Origin of the sequence: Kribbella sp. NPDC049174, assembly GCF_043197365.1 — a bacterium.
GTDB lineage: Bacteria > Actinomycetota > Actinomycetes > Propionibacteriales > Kribbellaceae > Kribbella.
Genome location: NZ_JBICSZ010000002.1, coordinates 581,003 through 602,452 on the forward strand (window position 1 = coordinate 581,003; position 21,450 = coordinate 602,452).

Sequence of the window (21,450 nt, forward strand, 5' to 3'; positions counted from 1 at the left end):
TGTCGAATTTGTCCGCTGATCGCGGAATACGTCAATGGTCATCGCCCGGCGGGGGGCGCATCACGAACGATCCGGAACGCGTACGCAGCCGGGTGCTGGTCACCGGCGTCGTTCAGGGCGTCGGTTTCCGCCCGTTCGTCTACGCACTGGCTCGCGAGCTCGGGCTGTCCGGCCAGGTCGCCAACACCGCCGCCGGAGTGGTCGCCGAGGTCGAGGGATCGGCCGCGGCGGTGACCGCGTTCGAGGACCGCGTGTCCACCGACGCGCCACCGCTGGCCGTGGTCCGGACGGTGACGCCGCGGCCGGTGCCGGCGCTCGGTGGGACCGAGTTCGTCATCCTGGACTCAGCCCCCGGACCGGGCCGGACCCTGGTCTCGCCGGATGTCGCGACCTGCGCCGACTGCCTGGCCGAGTTCGCCGACCCGTCCGACCCCCGCTACCGGCATCCGTTCATCAGTTGCACCAACTGCGGCCCGCGGTTCACCATCATCGCCGGCCTGCCGTACGACCGGCCGGCCACCACGATGGCCCACTTCCCGCTCTGTCCGGACTGCGCCCGCGAGTACACCGATCCGGCCGACCGCAGGTTCCACGCCCAGCCGATCGCCTGTCCCGCCTGCGGGCCACGGCTGAACCTGGTCCAGCCCGGGCACGAGATGGCGTACGACGAGGACGCGCTGGCGGCCGCGCACCGGCTGCTCGTCGACGGCGCGATCCTCGCGGTCAAAGGGCTCGGTGGTTTCCATCTCGTCTGCGACGCGGCGGACGACGCGGTCGTGGCCACGATGCGGAAACGCAAGGACCGCGGCGACAAACCGTTCGCCGTGATGGCCGCCGACCTCGACGTGGCCCGGCGGATCGCCGAGGTCGACGCGGCCGAGGTGGAGTTGCTGACCGGGATCCGGCGCCCGATCGTGCTGCTCCGCCGCCGGGCCGGTGCGGCCGTCGCCGAATCCGTTGCCCCCGGCAACCCTGATCTCGGAGTGATGCTGCCGTACACGCCGCTGCACCAGTTGCTGTTCGACCAGCCCGGACCGTGCGTGCTGGTGATGACGAGTGGCAACCTGTCCGGGGAGCCGATCGTGACGTCGGACCATGCGGCCCAGTCCCGGCTGGCTGGTCTCGCGGATGCATGGCTCGGCCACGACCGGCCGATCCACGTGCCCTGCGACGACTCCGTCGTACGGGTCGTGGACGGGATCGAGCTGCCGGTGCGCCGGTCCCGTGGGTACGCGCCGTTCCCGATCGATCTGCCGAGGCCGGTCCGGCCCACGTTGGCGGTCGGTGGGGACCTGAAGAACACGTTCTGCCTCGGCGACGGCCAGTACGCGTGGCTGTCGGCGCACGTCGGGGACATGGACGATCTCGCCACCCAGCACGCCTTCGAACGGGCCGAGCAGCATCTCGAGCAGCTCACCGGAGTCCGGCCCGAGGTGCTGGTGACGGACAAGCATCCGTCGTACCGCTCGCGGCTGTGGGCGGTGCTGAACGCGGCCGGCCGGCCGGTGGTCGGTGTGCAGCACCATCACGCGCATCTCGCCTCCGTCATGGCCGAGCACCGGTACGACGGGGACCGCGTGATCGGCTTCGCCTTCGACGGGACCGGGTACGGCGAGGACGGCGCGGTGTGGGGCGGCGAGGTGCTGCTGGCCGGGTACGACGGGTTCGAACGCTATGCGCACCTGAAGTACGTGCAACTGCCCGGTGGCGATGCGGGTGTGCGGAATCCCTGCCGGATGGCGTTGTCGCATTTGAAGGCCGCCGGGATCGGCTGGGATCCGCGGCTTCCGTCGCACCAGGCCTGCGCGGGTCTGGAGCTCGAGCTGCTCGCGACGCAGCTCGATCGGGACATCGTGTGCGCGCCGACGTCCAGCATGGGCCGGCTGTTCGACGCGGTCTCGTCGCTCGCCGGCGTCTGTCACCGGGTCGGGTACGAGGCGCAGGCCGCGATCGAGCTGGAAGGGTTGACCTCGCTCGCGGCGGGGCTCGGTGCGTACGAGTTCGCGGTCGAGGGTGCGGAGATCGACCCGGCACCGGTGCTGGCCGGCGTCGTCCGGGATGTCTTGAGCGGAGTGTCGCCGGACGTGGTGAGCGCCCGCTTCCATCAGGGGCTGGCCGAGCTGATGGTGTTGATGGCCGAGCGGGTCCGCGCTGCCGAAGGTCTGTCCACCGTCGCCCTGTCCGGCGGGGTCTTCGTCAACCGAGTGTTGCTTTCGGCCACTACCAGGGCATTGTCCGCGGCCGGCTTCACCGTGTTGCGGCATCGGCGGGTGCCGCCGACGGACGCCGGGCTCGCACTGGGACAGCTGGCCGTCGCGGCAAGTGTCGGGGAGGAGTGATCAGCATGTGTCTGGCCGTACCGGGAAAGGTCGTGGAGATCCGGGAGGAGGACGGTACCCGGATGGGCCGGGTGGACTTCGGCGGCGTACTGAAGGACGTCTGCCTGGAGTACCTGCCCGACCTGGAGGTTGGTGAGTACACCATCGTGCACGTCGGCTTCGCGCTGCAGCGGCTGGACGAGGAGTCCGCGATGCAGTCGCTCGCGCTGTACCGCAAGCTCGGCGCACTGGAGGAGGAGTTCGGGGACCAGTGGGGCCTGGCCGCGCGGCAGGCCGGCGAGCGCCGCCCACCCGGCACCGAGTGGAACCAGGAGACGGTGGGATGAAGTACCTCGACGAGTTCAGCGATCCGGTCCTGGCCAGGAAGCTGGTCGACCAGATCCACGCGACCGTGACGCAACCGTGGGCGATGATGGAGGTCTGCGGCGGGCAGACGCACACGATCGTGCGGCACGGGATCGACCAGCTGCTGCCCGACGGTGTCGAGATGATCCACGGCCCGGGCTGCCCGGTCTGTGTCACACCGCTGGAAGTGATCGACAAGGCGCTCGAGATCGCCTCCCAGCCGGGCGTGATCTTCTGCTCCTTCGGCGACATGCTGCGAGTTCCCGGCAGCGGCCGGGACCTGTTCCGGGTCAAGAGCGAGGGCGGTGACGTGCGGGTCGTCTACTCGCCGCTGGACGCGCTCCGGGTGGCCCAGCAGAACCCGGACAAGCAGGTGGTCTTCTTCGGGATCGGCTTCGAGACGACCGCACCGCCGAACGCGATGACCGTCTACCAAGCGAAGAAACTCGGTATCCCGAACTTCAGCCTGCTGGTCTCGCACGTCCGGGTGCCACCGGCGATCGAGGCGATCATGCAGTCGCCGTCCTGCCGGGTACAGGGCTTCCTCGCCGCCGGCCACGTCTGCAGCGTGATGGGTACGGCGGAGTACCCGGAGCTGGCCGACAAGTACGGCGTACCGATCGTGGTCACCGGGTTCGAACCGCTGGACATCCTGGCCGGGATCCTCCGCACGGTCAGCCAGCTGGAGCAGGGCGAGCACGTGGTCGAGAACGCCTACCGCCGTGCGGTCCGCGACGAGGGCAACCCGGCCGCCAAGGCGATGCTCGCCGACGTGTTCGAGACGACCGACCGGGCCTGGCGGGGGATCGGCATGATCCCGCAGAGCGGCTGGCGACTGTCCGAGCGGTATCGCGAGTACGACGCGGAGTACCGCTTCCAGGTGCGCGACATCGACACCCAGGAGTCGACGGTCTGCCGCAGCGGCGAGGTGCTGCAGGGGCTGATCAAGCCGCACGAGTGCTCCGCGTTCGGGACGCTCTGCACGCCGCGGAACCCACTCGGCGCGACGATGGTGTCGAGCGAAGGCGCCTGTGCGGCGTACTACCTGTACCGCAGGCTGCAGACTCCGGCGCCCGCTGAGGCGGTGGCGACCAGTGGTTGAGCGGGTGATGTTGCCGGATCCCGCGCTGCCGGATCCGCCGGACTTCGAGGGGTGGACCTGCCCGCTGCCATTACGCGACCACCCGACGGTCGTGATGGGTCACGGGGGCGGCGGTCAGATGTCGGGCGAGCTGATCGAGCACCTCTTCGTGCCGGCGTTCGCCAACCCCGTGCTCGGCAGCCTGACGGACTCGGCGGTGTTCACCCTCGGGGATGCCCGGCTGGCGTTCTCGACCGACTCGTTCGTGGTCCAGCCGCTGTTCTTCCCCGGCGGGAGTATCGGGCACCTGGCCGTCAACGGGACGGTCAACGATCTCGCGATGAGTGGGGCCCAGGCGGCGTACCTGTCCTGCGGGTTCATCCTCGAGGAAGGTGTCGAACTGTCCGTCGTCGGCCGGATCGCGGCGGACCTCGGCGCGGCCGCGGAGCGGGCCGGCGTGACGATCGCGACCGGCGACACCAAGGTTGTCGACGCGGGGCACGGCGACGGCGTGTACATCAACACCGCGGGCGTCGGGCTGGTCCCGGCCGGTGTCGACATCCGGCCGCAGCGGGCCGCGCCGGGTGACGTCGTGCTGGTCAGCGGGCTGATCGGCGTGCACGGCATCGCGATCATGAGCGTGCGGGAAGGGATCTCGTTCGGCACCGAGGTGGTCAGCGACTGCGCGCCGCTGAACGGTCTGGTCGCGGCGATGCTTGCCGTCACCACCGACCTGCACGTCCTGCGCGACCCGACCCGTGGCGGCGTGGCGACCTCGCTGAACGAGATCGCCAAGGCGGCCGGGGTCGGTATCGAACTGACCGAGAGCGCCCTGCCGGTGCCGGAGCCGGTTGCCAACGCCTGCTCGTTCCTCGGCCTCGATCCGCTGTACGTCGCGAACGAGGGCAAGCTGCTCGCGATCGTGGCCCCGGACGACGCGGACGCCGTACTGGCGGGGATGCGGGCCCATCCGCTGGGCGCGGACGCGGCCATCATCGGTGAGTGTGTGGAGGCGCATCCCGGCATGGTGGTGACGAAGACCGCGTTCGGTGCGACCCGGGTGGTGGACACCCCGATCGGAGAGCAGCTGCCGAGAATCTGCTAGCGGGACGCGAGCCAGTCGTGCCAGCTGTCCAGTCCGTCGCCGCGGGTCGCGGAGACGGACAGCATCTCCACGTCCGGCTTGACCTGGTGGATCAGGCCGAGGCACAGGTCGACGTCGAAGTCGACGTACGGCAGCAGGTCGATCTTGTTCAGCAGGACGAGGTCGGCGGTGCGGAACATGTACGGGTATTTGGCCGGTTTGTCGGCGCCCTCGGTGACCGAGATGATCACCACCCGAGCCGACTCGCCGAGGTCGAACAGGGCCGGGCAGACCAGGTTGCCGACGTTCTCGACGAAGACCAGTGAGCCATCCGGCGGGGCGAGCTCGGTCAGGCCGCGGTCCAGCATCTCGGCGTCCAGGTGACAGCCGGCACCGGTGTTGATCTGGACCACCGTGCTGCCGGTGGCCCGGATCCGCTGGGCGTCGAGCCAGGTCTCCTGGTCGCCTTCGATCACCAGCGTCTCGCGGTGGCCGGCCAGGTCGCGGACGGTGCGCTCAAGCAGTGTCGTCTTGCCCGAGCCGGGTGAGCTCATCAGGTTGATCGCGGTCACGCCGTGCTCGGCCAGCCGGTGCCGGTTGGCGGCGGCGAGCAGGTCGTTCTTGGCCAGGATGTCCTGCTCCAGCAGCACCGTCCGCGTGCCGGCCTCATGGCCATGCCCGTGGCCGTGCTCGTGTCCATGACCGTGACCGTGGGGGTGCTCGTGGTCGTGGGCGGTTTCCGGGCCGTCGACCAGCGTCACCCGGGTGGTGCTGTCCTCGCCCGAACAACCACAGGTGCTGCACATGTCATCGCACCTCCACCGAGACGATCCTCAGCTCGCGGCCGGACAGGATGTCGAGATCCGCGCTGCCGCACGCGCACAACAGGATCGGATCGTCGAGCGTGAACTCCCGCCGGCACTCCCGACAGTACGCTCGGCCGGACGGCTGGTCGATGTCCAGCCGGGCACCCTCCAGCCCGGTGCCACCGGCCACGATCTCGAAACAGAACCGGATCGAGTCGACGACCACCCCGGACAGTTTGCCGATCTCCAGCCGCACGGCCGCGACCGGTCCGTCGCCGACCTTGTCGGTGATGGCGTCGACCACGCTCTCGGTGATGGCGAGCTCGTGCACACCTGTGACGGTAGGCCGGGCCGCCGCGGCGCGACAAGTCCGGAAGACACGGGAAAACCTGCACGTGGGCAAGCCCTTGAGTGGATACGCGGTGTGATCGGGTCCGTTCGGCGTCGTCCCGGGCAGAAATCGAGATTCGCGCCGTTCGCCGATTTATATTGGTCACCAATAGTTACCGTTGCTTGCGGCAACCACATGACGCGGCGGCAAAACTGCCGGTGCAGTCGCTATCGCCCGGCCGGTAAGGGGTCTTACTCTCCGGATGATCAGTCTGCGGTCCGCGGGGAGACCGCCCACTCCGGAGGGGAAGTATGAGACGACGCCTGTCGCACGGTGCTGCGTTCGTTGCCCTGACCACCTTGATCGTCGCGTCGCTGCGGCCGGCTCCGGTCCAGGCCGCGACCGGCGAGGATCCGCCCCCGCCGACGCAGGACGCGACCCAGGTCAAGACCGCCGTCGACGCCGTGCTGGCCAAGCTCGACCCCAAGCTGGAGACGAAGGTCAAGAAGGGCGAGACCGCCCCAGTGGCCGTGTTCGCGACCGTCCAGGGCGACACCGCGCAGGCGCGCGCGGTGCTCGGCAATGCCCGCGTCGCGAAGTCTGGTGACACCGGCATCGTGCTGGGGTCGATCCCGGTCCAGGCGCTGCCGAAGCTGGCCGCCGTACCGGGGGTCGTGTCCATCCAGCCGGTCGAGCTGGGCAAGACCGGCCAGCCGCTGAACGACCCCGACCCCGAGCTGCACCAGCCGCCGACCAAGGCCGAGCAGCAGGCCGCGATCGCCAGGATCAAGACCGACGAGGTCCCGTACGGCGAGGCGCCGCCGCTGCGCAAGTCGAACTTCGACAAGCTCCGGCACCAGAACCTGCTGGACGCCAAGTCGCACAACTTCACCGGCGCCTGGAACGCCGGCTTCACCGGTCAGGGAGTGACCGTCGGCGTCCTCGACGGTGGCACCGACTTCGGCCACCCGGACCTGCTGAACACCTGGCAGACGTGGACCGGCCAGACCGGTGCGAAGGCAGGCTGGAACGGCTGGCCGAAGGCCTTCGACCCGTACGGAACCCTGCAGTGGTTGTCCGCACCGGCGCAGATCGACCAGGGCCTGTCCTGGTACACCAAGACCACCGCGGCGACCTGCAGTAGCCCGGGTGCTTCGTGTGACGTCGACTTCGCCACGAGGACAGGTCCGTCGCGCAACTTCGGCGCACCGGACGGCACGAACCAGCACACGTACGACTTCCCGGCGGCGTGGAGCAAGTCCGGCAAGGTCATGCTCGGCAGCCACCCCGACGACCACCTGCTCCAGCTGTACGGCGAGCGGCCCGCGTTCCTGGTCACCGACCCGCACACGGCCGGCGTCTACGACACCGTGTACGTCGATCTGGACGACGACCACTCGTTCGCCGACGAGAAGCCGGTCACCAAGTCCTCTCCGGCGTCGTACCGGGACATGAACGGCGACGGCTACACCGACCTGTCCGGCGGCCTGCTGTACTACATCTCCGACGGCAAGACCCCGATCCCCGGCGGTCTGGACGCGTTCGGCGTGAACGACACGTCGTACGGCTCCGGCCAGCTGCTGGCCTGGACCGGTGACTACGACCCGGCGATCGAGGGTCACGGCACGCTGACCGCGTCGAACATCGTCGGCCAGGCGGTCATCAACGGGAAGGCGCCGACGTTCAAGGACATCCCGGGTGGCACGTACGCGGGCGCCGTACTCGGTGGTGCTCCGCACGCCAAGCTGGCGCCGTTCGGCGACATCTACCTCGGCTTCGACTTCTCCACCCAGTTCGGGTATCTGCTGTCCACCCGGCAGGGCGTCGACGTGACCTCCAACTCCTACGGGCAGTCCGCCGTCGACAACGACGGCTGGGACGCGGCCAGCCAGGAAGCCGACGTGATCCACGACGGCTACAAGACGACCCCGCTGTTCTCCACCGGCAACGGCGCCCCCGGCTTCGGTACGACGGGCTCCGCGGCACCGACGGCCGGGATCGAGGTCGGCGCGTCGACGCAGTTCGGCGGCACCGGCTGGGACTCGATCGTGCGCACCAGCCAGATCACCGACAACGACGTGATGGTCTGGTCCAACCGCGGCTTCGGGGCGAACGCCACCAACGGCGTCGATGTCGTTGCCGACGGCGCCTATGCGCCCGGTGACGCGACTCTCAACACCGTGCTCGACGGCCGGAACGCCTGGGTCAGCTGGGGCGGCACCAGCCGGTCCACCCCGGTCGCGGCCGGCGCCACCGCGCTGGTCTACCAGGCCTACGAGAAGGCCCACGGCGGGCAACTGCCGGCCGGCTTCTACAAGACCGCGAAGGACATCCTGAAGTCGTCCGCGAAGGATCTCGGGTACGACGCCAACGTCCAGGGCTCCGGCTCGATCGACGCCGGCAAGGCAGTGGCGAGCGCGGCCGGCAACCGGGCCGTCGTGACGCCGTCGCAGTGGCGGGTCGGCGACTACCGCGGCACGGAGTACCCGGTGTTCGCCAACGTGATCTCGCCCGGTGCGACGGACTCCCAGAAGTTCACCCTCCAGGGTCCGGGCGCCTGGCAGGTCAGCGACCGGCAGTTGGTCCGCACCGACAACACCACGTTCTCCTACAACAGTCAGGATCTGAGCAAGGAGAGCACGTCGAACTTCAACGCACCCGACTACCTGATCGACCTCACCAAACAGGTGAAACAGCATCGCGACGCCGATCTGATGGTGGTCAAACTCGAGTACCCGCGGTCGCAGTTCGACGGTGACAACAACCTGACCGAGGACCAGGGCTGGCGGCTGCTCACCTACGACTGGACCGACGTCAACCACGACGGCAAGTTGTGGACGGACAAGAACCACAACGGTGTCGTCAACCACACCGACAAGACGACCAGCTCGAACATCGACGGCTTCCTCGACCTCGACTTCGCCAGGTCGGAGATGCAGCAGGGCGAGTACAGCCGGTTCATGTACCACCGGGCCGGGGCGAACGCATTGCAGTCGTTCGTCGCCGACCCGGCGACGCGGATGGCGGACGGCCTGTTCCTCGGCCTGCAGCACTCGGCCAAGAACACGTCGATCCCGGTCACCAACTTCAAGATCTCGATCGACTGGTACAAGAACAGCGACTGGAAGTGGGTCAGTACGCCGAAGGTCGCGACGGGCTCGTTCACCGCGTCGATCAAGGTGCCGTCCAGCACGCCGTACGGGATGTACTCCGGTGCCGTCGTGCTGACCCGGGGCTCGGACTCGATGGTGGTCCCGGTGTCGGTGGCGGTCGCGGCCCAGGCGGCGCAGGACGCGAGCGGCAAGATCACCGGCGCGATCACCTTCGGCGGTGACGATGTCGCGAAGGCGCAGCAGAACTACACCTACAACAACGGGTCGGTGTTCGGTGCGAACGACTGGACCTGGCGGGCCGAGTCCGGTGACTGGCGGTTCTTCTACCTCGACGTACCGAAGACACCGGCGGAGGGGACGAAGTTCCTGGCCAACACGAGTTGGGAGGACTCGGGTCCGTACACCGATGTCGACACGTTGATCATGGGCCGGTCGGTGAACCACTTCCAGCTCGAACCCGACTCCGTGTTCGGAGCGCCGTACACGCTGGACACGGTCGGGAAGAGCCCGAACACCAACGTACGCGCGGGTGTCTGGCGGTTCGACACGGCGACCGGCGGACCGGCCGACGTGGTGACCGCGCCGGCACAGGAAGGGTTGCAGGCGGTCGCGTTGCACCAGGTCAGCTGGCAGGGCGACAAGTTCAACACCCCGTTCAAGGTGCAGCTGGGTAGTGCGTCCGTCTCGCCGTCGTCCGTCGTCCAGACCGCGACCGGCAACACCGGTGGGTTCGACGTGAAGTTCGAGTCGAGCGTGCCGCTGGACGGGCTGACGGCGGCCGCGTTCGGTCTCAGCCAGCCGAGTACGACGACCGAGGTGGCGCACCAGGACAACCCGGACGACCCGTCGACGGCGAGTGTGAAGCGCAACATCACGCTGTCACACGCGTCCCGGCTCAGTGTGAGTACGGCGCTCGACAGCAACGACCTGGACCTGTACGTGGTCCGGGACGCCAACAACGACGGCGTCTTCTCGTCGTCCGAGATCGTCGCCTCGTCGGCCGGCGGTACGGCGAACGAGTCCGTCGACCTGATCAACCCGCCGGACGGCAACTACCAGATCTGGGTGCACGGATTCTCCGTCGCCGGTACGCCGTCCTTCGCGCTGAACGTGAACGCTGTCCAAGGCAACGATCTGACCGTGAGCGGCCTGCCCACCGGACCGGTTCCGGCCGGCACCCAGGTCAGCCTGCACGTCGACTACAACAAGGCGATGACGCCGGGCCAGACCTACAACGGCGAGCTGCTCCTCGGCCCGACCACGGCCCCGGCGGCCCTTTCCGTCCCGATCAAGATCACCAGATAGGAGGTAACTTTCCCGGCCCTACCCGTATCAAGCTCTTCGAGAAGACCCTCCGAAAGGATTTCCCGATATGAGCTTGAAACGAGCCGCCGCGGTCGCGGCGTCCGCCGTACTGCTGGGAACGCTGGCAACTGTTCCCGCGAGTACGGCGTTCGCCGCGCCGGCCGCGGCCTGTACCGGTGGGCGTACATCCCCGGGGATCCGCACAACGGCTCCTACGTCACCCGCTTCAACGGTTTCGCGGCCGTGAAGACGATGGCGCTGATCAGCGAGACCAAGACCTACGACACGTTCCTGGCGAACACCCATGGCGGTGCGCTCTACACGATCCGCATCCCGCGGGCTGCCGGGCAGTTGCCAATCGTCAAGAAGGTCCGCACGTCCACCTGGCAGAGCTTCGAGTACCTGGTCGCGGAGAAGTGCGGCGCGCAGAGCACGCTGCTCACCGCGATCGACAAGAACACCGGCTCCGCCTACCTGTACGCCGTCAGCCACGCGAACGGCGCCTCGACCGTGATCAAGGGTCTGGGCAAGGTCCCCGGCACCTACAACGACCCGGTGTACTACCTCCGCACCACCGAAGGCGTCCCGCCGCTGTTCGGCGAATAGTGATCGATCTCTCTGGGGAAGGGAACGAACAGATGAAACTGAAGCGAACCGCGTTGGCGGTGGCCGGGCTGGGGCTTGCGGCCGGACTGATCACCGGCTCGGCGAATGCGGCAACACCGAAACCGGGGCCGGCACTGAAGGAAGGGCCGCGGAAAGCGGCGACGGCCGCCACCCCGTGTGGCATGTACGTCGGGGCGATCGACGCGGCCGGTAACAGTGGCGGGGCGGATGTCGTCGCCACCCGGCCGCCGACAGCGGACCCGTTCACCCCGATCAAGCTCGTCCAGGCCAAGGAGAGCACGACCTGGTACTACAGCGCCCTGACCGCGGAGTCGTGGTGGTACGGCAAGGTGATCAGTGGCACCGGCCTGTACGCCGCCGAGATGCGCTGGGACGGGGCCGAGCCCGAGCCGGTCGTCACCACGCGCCGGATCGGCGGCGGCTGGGACAGGTTCACGCAGATCGAGGAGTCCGACGCGGCCTTTGTCAGCAAGCCGCATAGCTACCTGTACGGCCTGCGCGACGACGGTGTGCTGTTCCGCTGGGACACCAACGGATTCCGGTCGCTCGGCTCGTACCCGGGCTTCGCCGCGGTCAAGACGATGGCGATCATCAGCGAGACCGGGACGTACGACACGCTGCTGGCCACCACCCGCGGCGGTGCCCTCTACACCATCCGGATCCCGCTGACGTCGCCGATGAAGCCGATCGTCAAGCCGGTCCGGACATCGACCTGGCAGGGCTTCGAGTCGATCGTCGCGTACAAGTGCGGCAAGCAGGGCACCCTGCTGACCGGTGTCGACCACGACACCGACTCCGCCTACCTGTACGCGATCGGCCACGCCACCGGCACGTCGACCGTCATCGAGGGCCTCGGCAAGATCCCGGCGGCCTTCCCCGGCGTGACCCACCACGCCATGACCGGCGAAGCCGAAGACCTCTTCGGCGAGTGACTAAAGGAACGAGCCCCGGCGACCGTCGTGGTCGCCGGGGCTCGGTGCAGGTCGGGTCAGAAGTCTCCGCCGAAGTCTCCGCCGCCGAAGTCCCAGCCGCCGGAGTCGCCGCCGCCGAAGTCGCCCCCGAAGTCGCCGCCGCCGTCACCGCCGGCGTCGCCGCCACCACCGTCGCCGCCCTCGCCACCACCGTCGTAGCCTCCGGCGTAGTCCCCGTACGCGCCGCCGGCGAACATGCCGCCGAGCATGGTGCCGAGGAACATACCGGTCATCACACCGCCGAGGGCGCCGAACATGCCCTGCGCGTACGGCGAGTAGGCCGGGCCGGCCTCCCAGTACGGAACCCGCTGCGGGCCGACCATGACCTTGCGGACGTCCGGCTCGGCGCCGGCGCGGACCCGCTCGGCGTCGGCCGCACAGGCCGGCACGTCACGCGGCGCGCCACCCGGCGGGGCCCAGGTCACGTCCTCGACGGACGGGCCGTGCTGCGGGTTGAAGAAGCAGGACGGGCGGCGCTGCGGCAGCGGCTCGCCGTTCACCCGGGCGCGCACACACGCCGCCGCGTAGCGACCGTCCTCGAGGATCTCGATCACGTGTTTGATCTCCTCGGCCTGGGTGACCCGGCCGACCGCTTCCTTGGCCGACTCGTAGGAGTCCAGGGCGCGCTGGTAGTCCTGCCGGGCCCCGTCACCGAGGTCCTTCCCGACCATGTCCAGATCCAGGTCCTGCAGTTCCTCACCGAACCTGGTGATGTCCTCGTCGGCGGTGCGCTTCACCGACTCGAGCTCGGCGGCGGTGATCTCGTGCTGCTTGCGGTTCTGCAGCTGGGTCCGCCGGTACGACCGGTATGCCAGAACGGCGATCACCACGAGCGCGATGATCAGGATGAGTTCCATGACGGGCCTCTTCTGCCTCTAGGGCTGGTCTCGCAGGGCTTTGTGCCGAGCCTATCCAATCGCTCAACCGGATGGCGCCACGCAGGGTGACCGTAATCCCCCGAAAGCGGTCACTCAGCGCGCATAATCGATTACCGCCGCCCAGCGACCGTCGTACCTCCGCCGGAAGGCAGTGCCATGAGCAAGACCTCCCGACTCGTGACGCTCGCGGTGACAGGGCTCGCCCTCGCCGCCCCGCAGGTCCTGCCGGATCGCCAGTCGGTCCCTCCCACTACACCACCACCGCCGGCCCCGGTCGAGGCGTCGTACCAGGAGCTGGCGCTCGACGGTCCGTCGGTGGCGGCGGAGACGCAACCGTTCACGATGGTCGGGATCACCTGGCCGAGCGGTGTGGAGCGGGTCCAGGCGAAGGTCCGGGTCGAGCGTGCCGGGCAGTGGAGCGACTGGGAGCCGCTGCGGATCGAGGACGAGCACGGGCCCGATCCGGCGGTACCCGAGGGGACGGAGCGGTCCGGTACGGAGCCGCTGTGGGTGGGCGACGCGACCGGTGTGCAGGCCAGTGCGGTGACTCTCGACGGTACGACGGTCGGCGACGCGAAGGTGGTCCTGATCCAGCCTGGTGTGCTGGCCACGGATGTTGATGAACCGAACGTGAGGAGTATTGAGCCTGCGGCGACCAGAGCGCCGTACCCGATGCCGGCGATGGTGAGCCGCAAGGCCTGGGGTGCCGACGAACGGCTGCGCAGCCACAACGGCAAGGCTTGTGCACGACCGAAGTACACGACGACCGTTCAGGCCGCGTTCGTCCACCACACCGCCGATCGCAACGACTACACCCGCACACAGGTCCCGGCGATGGTGCGCGCGATGTACACGTACCACGTGAAGAGCCGCGGCTGGTGCGACCTCGGGTACAACTTCCTGGTCGACCGTTTCGGCCGCGCCTTCGAGGGGCGGTACGGCGGTGCGCAACTGCCCGTCCTCGGCGCACACACCGGTGCGTTCAACGCGAACTCGTTCGGTGTCGCGCTGATCGGCAACTTCGAGAAGGTCGCGCCGACGCAGGCGATGCTCGAGAAGACGGCCCGGGTGATCGCCTGGAAGATGGACGCGAACTACCGGTCGCCGCTGGCCACAATCGTGCTCGACGGCAGCCGGCTGCACACCGTCTCCGGGCACCGCGACACCAAGGCGACGGCGTGCCCGGGCAACCAGCTGTACAAGAAACTCGGCTGGCTGAAACAACGGATCAACGTGCTGATCGGCGGCAGCGTCTCCACGCCGATCTACCGGTTCGCGCATCGCATCGGCTTCCGGAGCGTGGGTCAGCCGTTCTGGGGTGAGCACCGGACGAAGACCGGCTGGGCGACCTACTTCGGCACGCGCGACGTGTTCTACTCCGTTGCCACCGGCACCCATTCGACTGTCGGTGTGTTTCGGGCGCGGTATCGCCAGCTCGGGCCCGACGCAATCCTCGGGTTACCCACCGGCGAATACCGGAACAGTGCAGCCGATGTGAAGATGCAGCCGTTCCGCAACGGTGCGCTCTACTGGTCGAAGGCGATCGGCACCCGTCCGGTGGCCGGCCTGATCTACCGGAAGTACGCCGCTCTCGGCGCGGACCGATCGCGGCTCGGCCTGCCGATCACCGACATGTACAAGGTGAAGGGCGGCCTGCGGCAGAAGTACCAGCGCGGCTGGCTCACCTACAACGAACACCGCAACAAGGTCTACGTCCAGTACCGGAGTGCGTCATGAAGAAACGCGCCGTTGCGGTCGTCGTGATTGCGTGCACCTTGATCAGCGCGACCGCGGAGGCGCGTGAGATCGAGCCGGCCGCCGCGCCGGACACCACCATCAGCGGTCGCGGCTTCGGCCACGGTCGGGGGATGTCGCAGTACGGCGCTCAGGGCGCGGCGATCGCGGGTCAGTCGGTGCAGCAGATTCTCGACTTCTACTACCCCGGTACGGGGACCGGGAAGGCGACCGGGAGCATCCGGGTCCGGATCACCGCGGACACCACCGACGGCATCCGGGTCGGCACGGTCAACCGGCTCAAGGTCCGCGACCTGAAGGCCGGCAGGGTCTACACGTTGCCCAAGGCATCGACTCGGAACCAGTGGTCGATCGACCCGTACGGCGACCACGGCACCAAGGTGAGCTCGCACGACGCGAAGACGCGGAAGTGGACGTTGTGGAAGACGTTCACCGGTATGACGCAGTTCGAGGGCGCGGCCGTGACGGGTCTGATCCTGCCCAGCGGAGCGGTACGGCGTTATCGCGGAGCGCTCCGCGCCGTCGACGTGTCGGGTGCTCACCTGGACACGGTGAATGTTGTGTCGTTGGAGTACTACCTGCGCGGCGTCGTACCGCGGGAGGCCTTGTCCAGTTGGCGTCCGGCGGCTCTGCAGGCCCAGGCTGTTGCCGCACGCACCTATTCCGTCTTCCACCGCAATCGGGCGACGCGGCGCGCGTACGACCTGTGCGACACCATCTCGTGTCAGGTGTACGGCGGCTACGACTCGGAGAAGGCGTCCACCAATACTGCCATCGCGGTCACGGCGGGGCACATCCGGTTGTACAAGGGCAAGCCGATCATCGCCGAGTTCTCCTCGTCGAACGGCGGCGCGACGGCGACCGGTGCGGTGCCGTACCAGGTGATGAAACTCGACAGCTGGGACGCGTACCCGGGGAACGGGAATCCGAACGTGACCTGGACCGTGACCCGGACGGCGGCCGAGCTGCAGGCCGCGTTCGACGTCGGGTCGATCCGCAGCCTGCGGGTGCTCAAGCGGACCGGCGTCGGTCCGAACGGCGGCCGGACGCTCACGGTGGAGGCGGTCGGCTCCAAGGGCCGGCGCGTGCTGACCGGTGACCAGCTCCGCGGCCGGCTGCATCTGCGCTCGTCCTGGTTCGCGTTCGTACCCAGTCCGCTTGATATACCAACTACACCTGATCAAATCGTCGGACGCTGAGCCATTGACGCGATTCCCCTGTGCCGGTTAGAACTTGACATCGATGTCAACCGCCACCGCCCAGGAGGAGCAGGTCGATGCGCAGGAAATTTGGTATATCAACCAGGATCGCGGCCGGTGTGCTGGCGGTCGCCGTACTCGGGTCTCTGCACCTGACCGCGGCTGATGCCGTGACCAGCCCCGCGGCCCGTGCCAATGCGTCGTACGAGGCGCTGAACAAGTACTTCGACGCGGGGAAGGACCTCCTGCTCGAGGAGTACCCGAACACGCACCCGAACCCGTACGCCTACGTCTGGCCGTACTCGCAGGCGGCGATCGCGGCCGAGAACCTGGCCGGCATCCCGGGCGCCGGGCTGAAGGCGTCGAAGGAGGCCGACCGCCGGATCGCGGCGTACGAGCCGTACTGGAACGCGGAGACGACGCCGAAGGGCTACGACTCGTATGTGCGCCCGCCGCTGGGTCAGGGTGGCGACAAGTTCTACGACGACAACGAGTGGATCGGGCTGCACCTGATCCAGCACTACAAGCGGACCGGTGACCGTGCGGCGTTGGCCCGGGCACGCGAGATCTTCGACCTGGTGGTGCACGGCTGGGACACCGACCCGACGCACCCGTGCGCGGGCGGCGTCTACTGGACCCAGGCCCCGTGGAGCCAGGACCGCAACACGGTGTCGAACGGACCGGGTGCGGAGCTCGGCGCGCATCTGTACCTGCTCACCAAGAACCGGTCGTACCTGACCTGGGCGAAGCGGATGTACGAGTGGACCCAGGACTGCATGCTCGCGCCGAACGGTCTGTACTGGGACCACATCGACCTGGCCGGCACCATCGAGAAGACGCAGTGGAGCTACAACCAGGGTGTGATGCTGGGCGCCGGCGTACTGTTGTACAAGGCAACGGGTGACCGGCAGTACCTCGACGACGCCAAGTCGGTGGCGAACGCGTCACTCGCCTTCTACGGTGAGGACGACCGGCTGTGGAAGCAGCCGACCCGGTTCAACTCGATCTGGTTCAAGAACCTGCTGATCCTCGACTCGGTCGCCCCCGACCACCGCTACAAGCAGACCATGCAGGCGTACGCCGACCGAGCCTGGACCGAGGCCCGCGACCCGGCCACCGGCCTCTACCACTTCGTCGACGGCCCGGTCCAACTCCTGGAGCAAGCAGGCATAGCCCAAATCCAAGCCCTCCTAGCCTGGCCCCGCTCCAAGTACGGCCTACTCGCCTGACCCAGCCCGCCGCACCAACACGGGCTGGTCCCTCCACCATCAACACCACGCTCGGCCCGACAACAACACGCCCGGTCGCTCCGCAGGGAGCGACCGGGCGTGCTTTTCTGTTTGTCAGGCTGCAGCGCTCGCGGTCTTGATCTCGACCGGAGTGACCGGAGCCCCATCAGTAGGCCCACCCTCAGGCACCACCCCGGCCTCGGCCACCTTGTCGATCAGCTTCAGACTCGGCTCGTCGACCGTCCCGAACGCGGTGAAGTTCGGGCTGAGTCCCGACGCATCGCCGTACACGATGAAGAACTGGCTCCCGTTCGTGTTCGGCCCCGAGTTCGCCATCGCCAGGATGCCGCGGCCGTACGTCAGCGTCGGGTACACCTCATCCGCGAAGCTGTACCCCGGCCCGCCACTCCCACTCGCGGTCGGATCGCCGCACTGCAACACCTGCAGACCCTCGCCGACCGTCAGCCGGTGGCACTTGGTGTTGTCGTAGTACTTCTGCCCGACCAGGCTGAGGAAGTTCTTCACCGCACACGGTGCCAGCGAACTGTCCAGGGTGACCTGCAGATCGCCGATCGAGGTGTTCAGGCTGACCTTCGACGTACCGGACGCCTTGGTCTTGCCGTCGGCCGGCGGGTTCACCTTCTTGCTCGCCGCCTCGGTGCCCTTCTTGTACGTGCACGTCACCTCCGCCGGCAACGCCTCCGGCCGCTTCGGCGCCGCCGCGAGCGCGGTCGGGATGCTCTTCGGCTTGTTCTCCGCACCGGCCTGCGCGGCCGCCGGCGAGTCGTCACCGTTGTTCCCGACCACCACGAAGACCCCGACCACAACCACAACCACCGCGGCGATCGCGGTAATCGTGATCCCCACGTTCCGCCGCTGCCGCCGCCGCTCAGCCTCCCGCTCGGCCTGCCGTTTAGCCTTCCGCGCCGCCAGCTGCTGCTGATGGGTCTTCTTGGACATGCAGAACCCTCCTCACCGAAAATGCCTGCAGGGAACCTACAACCAAAACCTGAGAACTGTCTGTTAATCGCGTTCCAACAGAACACCACCGCGAAGGAACACCACCTCCGGCGACCACCGCCGAAAGGACACCGCCTCCGGCGGCGGCTGTTCCATTGGCCGCCTTCGGCGGCGTGCGCGGACCGGGACACGCGCTATCGCGATACGCGAGCGGACTGGGACTCGGCGGAGAACGCCGTTCAACTCGGCCTGGTCAGCAGGCAACCGGCGCGGAGAGGACGCCGCCTTCGGCGGCGGCCGTCTTCGCCGCCACGAACTCTTCCAGCATCTGCCGCACCCTCTCGATCGACTTGAACTAAGTGCAGGGCGTACGTCACCACTTGAACAATGTGCAAGAGTTTCCTGAACATTGTTCATCTGGGTGGGGAGCTGGTTAGCGCCAGCGGGTTGGGGTGGCGCGGAAGTAGGTGTGCCATACGTACCGCCAGGGGGTGACCGCGAGGATGACGACGACCAGGGAGGAGTTGACCGCGGTCTCGGTGGTGGCTGCGTCGAGGTCGCCGGCGACGGCTTTGGGGAGGGCGACCAGCGAGAGCCAGAGGAGCTTCCAGGCCGACTCGAACAGCAGGAGGGGGAGCAGCTTGACCGGGTGGACGAGACCCAGGAAGGCCAGGAGTGACATCGCGGTGAGGAGGCACAGCGTCACGCCTTCGTAGAGCGGCAGGGTTTGAGCCTGCGGAAGCAGCGGCCACTTCACGAGTGCGAGTCCGACACCCATGAGGAGGTAGCCGACGCGCATCAGGTGCAGGCGGGGCAGGGACAGATCGGTCGCGGCGGTGGGCGTCGCAGGTGTGGTGACGGACATGGGTCTTCTCCTGTTCGGGTCGGACGGGAGGGGCGCCGGGCACCGCAGGTCTACAGATGGTGCTCGTGCTGGGAATCAGCGTTGATGGGGGCGACTGAGATGAGAGGTGCGCCGAGGTCGCGGATCTTGGCGAGGAGGCCGTGGAGTTCTGATTGGTCCGTGACGGGGCCGCGGAGGGTGGTGCTGCCGTCGGTTTCGCGGGTGAGGGTGAGGCCGCCGAACCAGGTCGACCAGTGCTGGTCGAGGTGGCCCTGGATGCGGAGCTCGTAACCCGTGGGGGCATCGGTCGACATGGTCAGGTGCCTGCTGCCGCGGCTCGGGCTCGCCGTGCCCGGCGGGCTGCGGGTCGGCGGATGGCCCACTCGGCGATGGCCGCGTTGATCACCCAGCCGGCGCTGACCGACAGAGCGGTGCTGAGTTCGGTGATCCCGAAGAGGCCCTCGCCGATGCCTTGGGTGAACACCTGGGTGCCGGCCGCCACGGCAAGTGCGTAGGCGCGGATCATCCAGGCGCGGTGTGCGGCGATGTTGCGGCGTCGGATCGCGGTGAACCCGAGGACGATGCTGACTGCGATCGCGGAGCCGGCGACCAATCGCGCAGTCCACAGCAGATCACCGCCGGGTGCACCGGGGTAGAACAGCGTCATCCAGAGCCCGGAGCCGGCTACGACCAAACCAGCTCCGACGAGGACGCGGCCGACTCGGCGGTGCCAGGTGCGATGCGTACGGCGTACCCGAGCAGAGAACTGGAATGCGCCGACGACGGCGTACACCGCGGCGGCGACGACGTGCAGGATCAGCGGGACCGGTGAAGCGTCGATGCGCGGGTTGGTGGGCAACACTTGCGGCCCACCGGCGATCTCGAGGAGCCTGAGCGACCCGGCGATGAGCGGGAAGACGGTGAGTGCCACCAGTGCGGTGGGGACCTGCCAGCTCGATCCGTCCCGGGACCCCGGCCGGCGCTGTGACGCCGGTCGGGTGCGAGGGGCGGCGTACTGGGTCATTCCGCACCAGCCGTGGTGACGTTCGCGGTGCGAACCGCGGCCGGCTGCGTGGTGCTGTCCCGGCGGGCAACGCGCCAGAGGGAGTAACCGAGGCCGATCATCGCGATGCCGTTCGGGTAGGCCAGCAGCCGATAGAAGGCATCCGGCAGCACGGTGAGCAGGATGGAGACGACGCCGCCGACGGCGAGGAGCGCGGCCGCCCAGCGAGCGAGGACGCGTGCCCGGTAGAGCGCGATGCCGAAGATGAGGCCGCCGGCCAGGTAGCCGAACCCCTGGAACTGTGCGACGGTCTGCAGCGCTCCGATGTCTCCGGCTGCGCTGCCTCCGGTGGCTACGGTGACGACGTCGTTCACGTAACCGGGGTTGGTCTCGGCGATGGAGGGCAGGACGTACGCGGCGACGAAGGTGGAGCTCAGGATGGCGAGGTAGCCCAGGCTGAAGATCAGGTAGCCGACGAGGCCGAGTAATCCGTTCCGGCGGACCTGGTTCAGGTACATGCCGGTGATGCCGGCCAGCGCCAGCGCGACCATCAGCAGCTTCAGGGAGTTCCGCAGTACCACTTCGGTCGAGGTGATGTTGGTGGCGTCCAAGTGGGGGTGGCCGATCTGGACTCCGATGAAGATCAGGCCCGCGGCGACGGCGGCGGCCCCGGCGGCCCGGGTGAGAGTGGCTGGCGTGACGGTCATGTCCGGCTCCTTGTTCCTGTGATCCGAGGCGGGTGCCGCGGGATGTCTGGAACGTAGGGCGCGATGTGGTGACCGGACATCACCACATGTGGTGACTGGCGATGTGACTTTGCGGGGCATTGGCTGAACTAAGTTCAACTAAGCTGTCGGCTATGCCTAGGGACACGTTGACCGCGGAGCAGATCGTCAGTGCCGCCATCGCGCTGCTGGACGAGGAGGGGCTGGACGGGCTGAACATGCGGGCCCTGGGCAACAGACTCGACTCGGCGGCGACGGCGATCTACTGGCACATCAAGACCAAGGACGAGTTGGTACGGCTGGCTGGTGACGCGATCTGGGCGGAGATCGAGTTGCCCGAACTCGATGGCACCGACTGGCGGGACGCCGCGACTGCGATGGCCACCGGGTTGCACGAGATGCTCACGCGGCATCCGTGGTTCGGCCAGGCGCTGGGGAGTCATCTGATGTACGGGCCCGGGAAGTCGCGGTACGACGACCGCAGCCTGGAGCTCCTCGAACGGGCCGGCTTCGCACCCGCCGACGCGGACCGGGCAGCCGCCACGGTCTTCATCTACGTCGCCGGAAGCGCACTCGGGTCAGCCGTCCAGGTCTCGTTGACCCGCCGCCTCAGCCGCTCAGGCCGCGACGCCGACCAGACCCTGGCGGACACCATGACGAAGGCGAAGGAGATCGCGATGGACTTCCCGAACCTCCGCAAACGCATGCACACCACCGCCGCCGAAACCTACTCCGCAGCCCCCGACAACACCTTCACCTTCGGCCTCCAAACCATCCTCACCGGCTTCGAGTCCCGCCTCGCGGCATCCCGCTGACCGGAATACGAGAGAGGGTGCGCATGAGAATGGCCGCCGC

At 68.1% G+C, this 21,450-nt stretch carries 20 protein-coding genes; 12 read left to right on the forward strand and 8 right to left on the reverse strand.

Annotated elements, in window-relative coordinates; translation table 11 throughout:
* The first annotated feature begins 92 nt into the window (after nucleotides 1-92).
* The 4 genes from hypF to hypE are packed head-to-tail and all read left to right on the forward strand — an operon-like array spanning nucleotide 93 to nucleotide 4,870.
* Nucleotides 93-2,339: a carbamoyltransferase HypF gene (hypF, locus tag ACGFIF_RS13300; protein WP_393154503.1), complete on the forward strand. Its 2,247-nt coding sequence runs from the start codon at nucleotides 93-95 to the stop codon at nucleotides 2,337-2,339.
* A 5-nt stretch (nucleotides 2,340-2,344) separates the two neighbouring features.
* Nucleotides 2,345-2,665 carry a HypC/HybG/HupF family hydrogenase formation chaperone gene (locus tag ACGFIF_RS13305; RefSeq protein ID WP_132209124.1) on the forward strand — a complete coding sequence of 107 codons (321 nt, stop codon included), beginning with the start codon at nucleotides 2,345-2,347 and terminating at the stop codon, nucleotides 2,663-2,665.
* Entirely contained in the window at nucleotides 2,662-3,786 is a 1,125-nt protein-coding gene (hypD, locus tag ACGFIF_RS13310; protein ID WP_393154504.1) for a hydrogenase formation protein HypD, read from the forward strand. Before ACGFIF_RS13305 ends, hypD begins: the two co-directional genes overlap by 4 nt.
* Nucleotides 3,779-4,870 carry a hydrogenase expression/formation protein HypE gene (gene hypE, locus ACGFIF_RS13315; RefSeq protein WP_393154505.1) on the forward strand — a complete coding sequence of 364 codons (1,092 nt, stop codon included), beginning with the start codon at nucleotides 3,779-3,781 and terminating at the stop codon, nucleotides 4,868-4,870. Before hypD ends, hypE begins: the two co-directional genes overlap by 8 nt.
* On the opposite strand, the gene hypB is transcribed toward hypE, so the two are convergent.
* On the reverse strand, nucleotides 4,867-5,655 hold the full coding sequence (gene hypB, locus ACGFIF_RS13320) for a hydrogenase nickel incorporation protein HypB (RefSeq protein ID WP_393154506.1): 789 nt from the start codon (nucleotides 5,653-5,655) through the stop codon (nucleotides 4,867-4,869). The two genes, hypE and hypB, sit on opposite strands and share 4 nt — an antisense overlap.
* A 1-nt stretch (nucleotide 5,656) precedes the next feature.
* Entirely contained in the window at nucleotides 5,657-5,986 is a 330-nt protein-coding gene (locus ACGFIF_RS13325) for a hydrogenase maturation nickel metallochaperone HypA (RefSeq protein WP_393154507.1), read from the reverse strand.
* Between the two features lie 311 nt (nucleotides 5,987-6,297).
* On the opposite strand from ACGFIF_RS13325, the gene ACGFIF_RS13330 reads away from it, so the two are divergent.
* From ACGFIF_RS13330 to ACGFIF_RS13345, 4 genes are all read left to right on the forward strand, one after another.
* The gene (locus tag ACGFIF_RS13330; protein WP_393154508.1) at nucleotides 6,298-10,404 is read left to right on the forward strand and encodes a S8 family serine peptidase; all 4,107 of its coding nucleotides are present in this window, start codon (nucleotides 6,298-6,300) and stop codon (nucleotides 10,402-10,404) included.
* Nucleotides 10,405-10,471: 67 nt separating this feature from the next.
* A complete protein-coding gene (locus ACGFIF_RS13335; RefSeq protein ID WP_393154509.1) occupies nucleotides 10,472-10,651 on the forward strand; it encodes a hypothetical protein in 180 nt (59 codons plus the stop codon).
* Nucleotides 10,648-11,010, forward strand: coding sequence for a hypothetical protein (locus tag ACGFIF_RS13340; RefSeq protein WP_393154510.1), 363 nt, complete (start codon nucleotides 10,648-10,650; stop codon nucleotides 11,008-11,010). The genes ACGFIF_RS13335 and ACGFIF_RS13340 overlap by 4 nt, the downstream gene beginning before the upstream one ends.
* A 32-nt stretch (nucleotides 11,011-11,042) precedes the next feature.
* Complete coding sequence (locus ACGFIF_RS13345; protein WP_393154511.1) at nucleotides 11,043-11,963, forward strand: hypothetical protein; 921 nt, start codon at nucleotides 11,043-11,045, stop codon at nucleotides 11,961-11,963.
* A gap of 56 nt (nucleotides 11,964-12,019) precedes the next feature.
* On the opposite strand, the gene ACGFIF_RS13350 is transcribed toward ACGFIF_RS13345, so the two are convergent.
* On the reverse strand, nucleotides 12,020-12,859 hold the full coding sequence (locus ACGFIF_RS13350) for a hypothetical protein (RefSeq protein ID WP_393154512.1): 840 nt from the start codon (nucleotides 12,857-12,859) through the stop codon (nucleotides 12,020-12,022).
* Nucleotides 12,860-13,036: 177 nt separating this feature from the next.
* On the opposite strand from ACGFIF_RS13350, the gene ACGFIF_RS13355 reads away from it, so the two are divergent.
* The 3 genes from ACGFIF_RS13355 (at nucleotide 13,037) to ACGFIF_RS13365 (ending at nucleotide 17,063) form a co-directional block, all read left to right on the forward strand.
* A complete protein-coding gene (locus tag ACGFIF_RS13355) occupies nucleotides 13,037-14,617 on the forward strand; it encodes an N-acetylmuramoyl-L-alanine amidase (RefSeq protein ID WP_393154513.1) in 1,581 nt (526 codons plus the stop codon).
* Entirely contained in the window at nucleotides 14,614-15,834 is a 1,221-nt protein-coding gene (locus ACGFIF_RS13360; protein ID WP_393154514.1) for a SpoIID/LytB domain-containing protein, read from the forward strand. The genes ACGFIF_RS13355 and ACGFIF_RS13360 overlap by 4 nt, the downstream gene beginning before the upstream one ends.
* Before the next feature lie 77 nt (nucleotides 15,835-15,911).
* The gene (locus ACGFIF_RS13365) at nucleotides 15,912-17,063 is read left to right on the forward strand and encodes a glycoside hydrolase family 76 protein (protein ID WP_393154515.1); all 1,152 of its coding nucleotides are present in this window, start codon (nucleotides 15,912-15,914) and stop codon (nucleotides 17,061-17,063) included.
* Between the two features lie 114 nt (nucleotides 17,064-17,177).
* Here the strand turns inward: ACGFIF_RS13365 and ACGFIF_RS13370 are convergent, their stop codons facing one another.
* The 5 genes from ACGFIF_RS13370 to ACGFIF_RS13390 all read right to left on the reverse strand — a co-directional run bounded on the left by ACGFIF_RS13370 (nucleotide 17,178) and on the right by ACGFIF_RS13390 (nucleotide 20,577).
* Nucleotides 17,178-18,023, reverse strand: coding sequence for a peptidylprolyl isomerase (locus ACGFIF_RS13370; protein WP_393154516.1), 846 nt, complete (start codon nucleotides 18,021-18,023; stop codon nucleotides 17,178-17,180).
* Nucleotides 18,024-18,456: 433 nt separating this feature from the next.
* Entirely contained in the window at nucleotides 18,457-18,888 is a 432-nt protein-coding gene (locus tag ACGFIF_RS13375) for a hypothetical protein (RefSeq protein ID WP_393154517.1), read from the reverse strand.
* Nucleotides 18,889-18,938: 50 nt separating this feature from the next.
* Complete coding sequence (locus tag ACGFIF_RS13380) at nucleotides 18,939-19,181, reverse strand: hypothetical protein (protein WP_393154518.1); 243 nt, start codon at nucleotides 19,179-19,181, stop codon at nucleotides 18,939-18,941.
* 2 nt (nucleotides 19,182-19,183) lie between these two features.
* Nucleotides 19,184-19,891 carry a DUF2306 domain-containing protein gene (locus ACGFIF_RS13385; RefSeq protein WP_393154519.1) on the reverse strand — a complete coding sequence of 236 codons (708 nt, stop codon included), beginning with the start codon at nucleotides 19,889-19,891 and terminating at the stop codon, nucleotides 19,184-19,186.
* On the reverse strand, nucleotides 19,888-20,577 hold the full coding sequence (locus ACGFIF_RS13390) for a hypothetical protein (protein WP_393154520.1): 690 nt from the start codon (nucleotides 20,575-20,577) through the stop codon (nucleotides 19,888-19,890). Before ACGFIF_RS13390 ends, ACGFIF_RS13385 begins: the two co-directional genes overlap by 4 nt.
* 152 nt (nucleotides 20,578-20,729) lie before the next feature.
* On the opposite strand from ACGFIF_RS13390, the gene ACGFIF_RS13395 reads away from it, so the two are divergent.
* Nucleotides 20,730-21,410, forward strand: coding sequence for a TetR/AcrR family transcriptional regulator (locus ACGFIF_RS13395; protein WP_393154521.1), 681 nt, complete (start codon nucleotides 20,730-20,732; stop codon nucleotides 21,408-21,410).
* Nucleotides 21,411-21,450 lie beyond the last annotated feature (40 nt).

Excerpts from the sequence above, each read along its gene's own strand:
- ACGFIF_RS13305 (WP_132209124.1), top strand. The coding sequence starts at position 2,345 with ATGTGTCTGGCCGTACCGGGAAAGGTCGTGGAGATCCGGGAGGAGGAC.
- hypD (WP_393154504.1), top strand. The coding sequence starts at position 2,662 with ATGAAGTACCTCGACGAGTTCAGCGATCCGGTCCTGGCCAGGAAGCTG.
- hypB (WP_393154506.1), bottom strand. The coding sequence starts at position 5,655 with ATGTGCAGCACCTGTGGTTGTTCGGGCGAGGACAGCACCACCCGGGTG.
- ACGFIF_RS13330 (WP_393154508.1), top strand. The coding sequence starts at position 6,298 with ATGAGACGACGCCTGTCGCACGGTGCTGCGTTCGTTGCCCTGACCACC.
- ACGFIF_RS13335 (WP_393154509.1), top strand. The coding sequence starts at position 10,472 with ATGAGCTTGAAACGAGCCGCCGCGGTCGCGGCGTCCGCCGTACTGCTG.
- ACGFIF_RS13345 (WP_393154511.1), top strand. The coding sequence starts at position 11,043 with ATGAAACTGAAGCGAACCGCGTTGGCGGTGGCCGGGCTGGGGCTTGCG.
- ACGFIF_RS13350 (WP_393154512.1), bottom strand. The coding sequence starts at position 12,859 with ATGGAACTCATCCTGATCATCGCGCTCGTGGTGATCGCCGTTCTGGCA.
- ACGFIF_RS13355 (WP_393154513.1), top strand. The coding sequence starts at position 13,037 with ATGAGCAAGACCTCCCGACTCGTGACGCTCGCGGTGACAGGGCTCGCC.
- ACGFIF_RS13360 (WP_393154514.1), top strand. The coding sequence starts at position 14,614 with ATGAAGAAACGCGCCGTTGCGGTCGTCGTGATTGCGTGCACCTTGATC.
- ACGFIF_RS13365 (WP_393154515.1), top strand. The coding sequence starts at position 15,912 with ATGCGCAGGAAATTTGGTATATCAACCAGGATCGCGGCCGGTGTGCTG.
- ACGFIF_RS13370 (WP_393154516.1), bottom strand. The coding sequence starts at position 18,023 with ATGTCCAAGAAGACCCATCAGCAGCAGCTGGCGGCGCGGAAGGCTAAA.
- ACGFIF_RS13375 (WP_393154517.1), bottom strand. The coding sequence starts at position 18,888 with ATGTCCGTCACCACACCTGCGACGCCCACCGCCGCGACCGATCTGTCC.
- ACGFIF_RS13380 (WP_393154518.1), bottom strand. The coding sequence starts at position 19,181 with ATGTCGACCGATGCCCCCACGGGTTACGAGCTCCGCATCCAGGGCCAC.
- ACGFIF_RS13385 (WP_393154519.1), bottom strand. The coding sequence starts at position 19,891 with ATGACCCAGTACGCCGCCCCTCGCACCCGACCGGCGTCACAGCGCCGG.
- ACGFIF_RS13390 (WP_393154520.1), bottom strand. The coding sequence starts at position 20,577 with ATGACCGTCACGCCAGCCACTCTCACCCGGGCCGCCGGGGCCGCCGCC.
- ACGFIF_RS13395 (WP_393154521.1), top strand. The coding sequence starts at position 20,730 with ATGCCTAGGGACACGTTGACCGCGGAGCAGATCGTCAGTGCCGCCATC.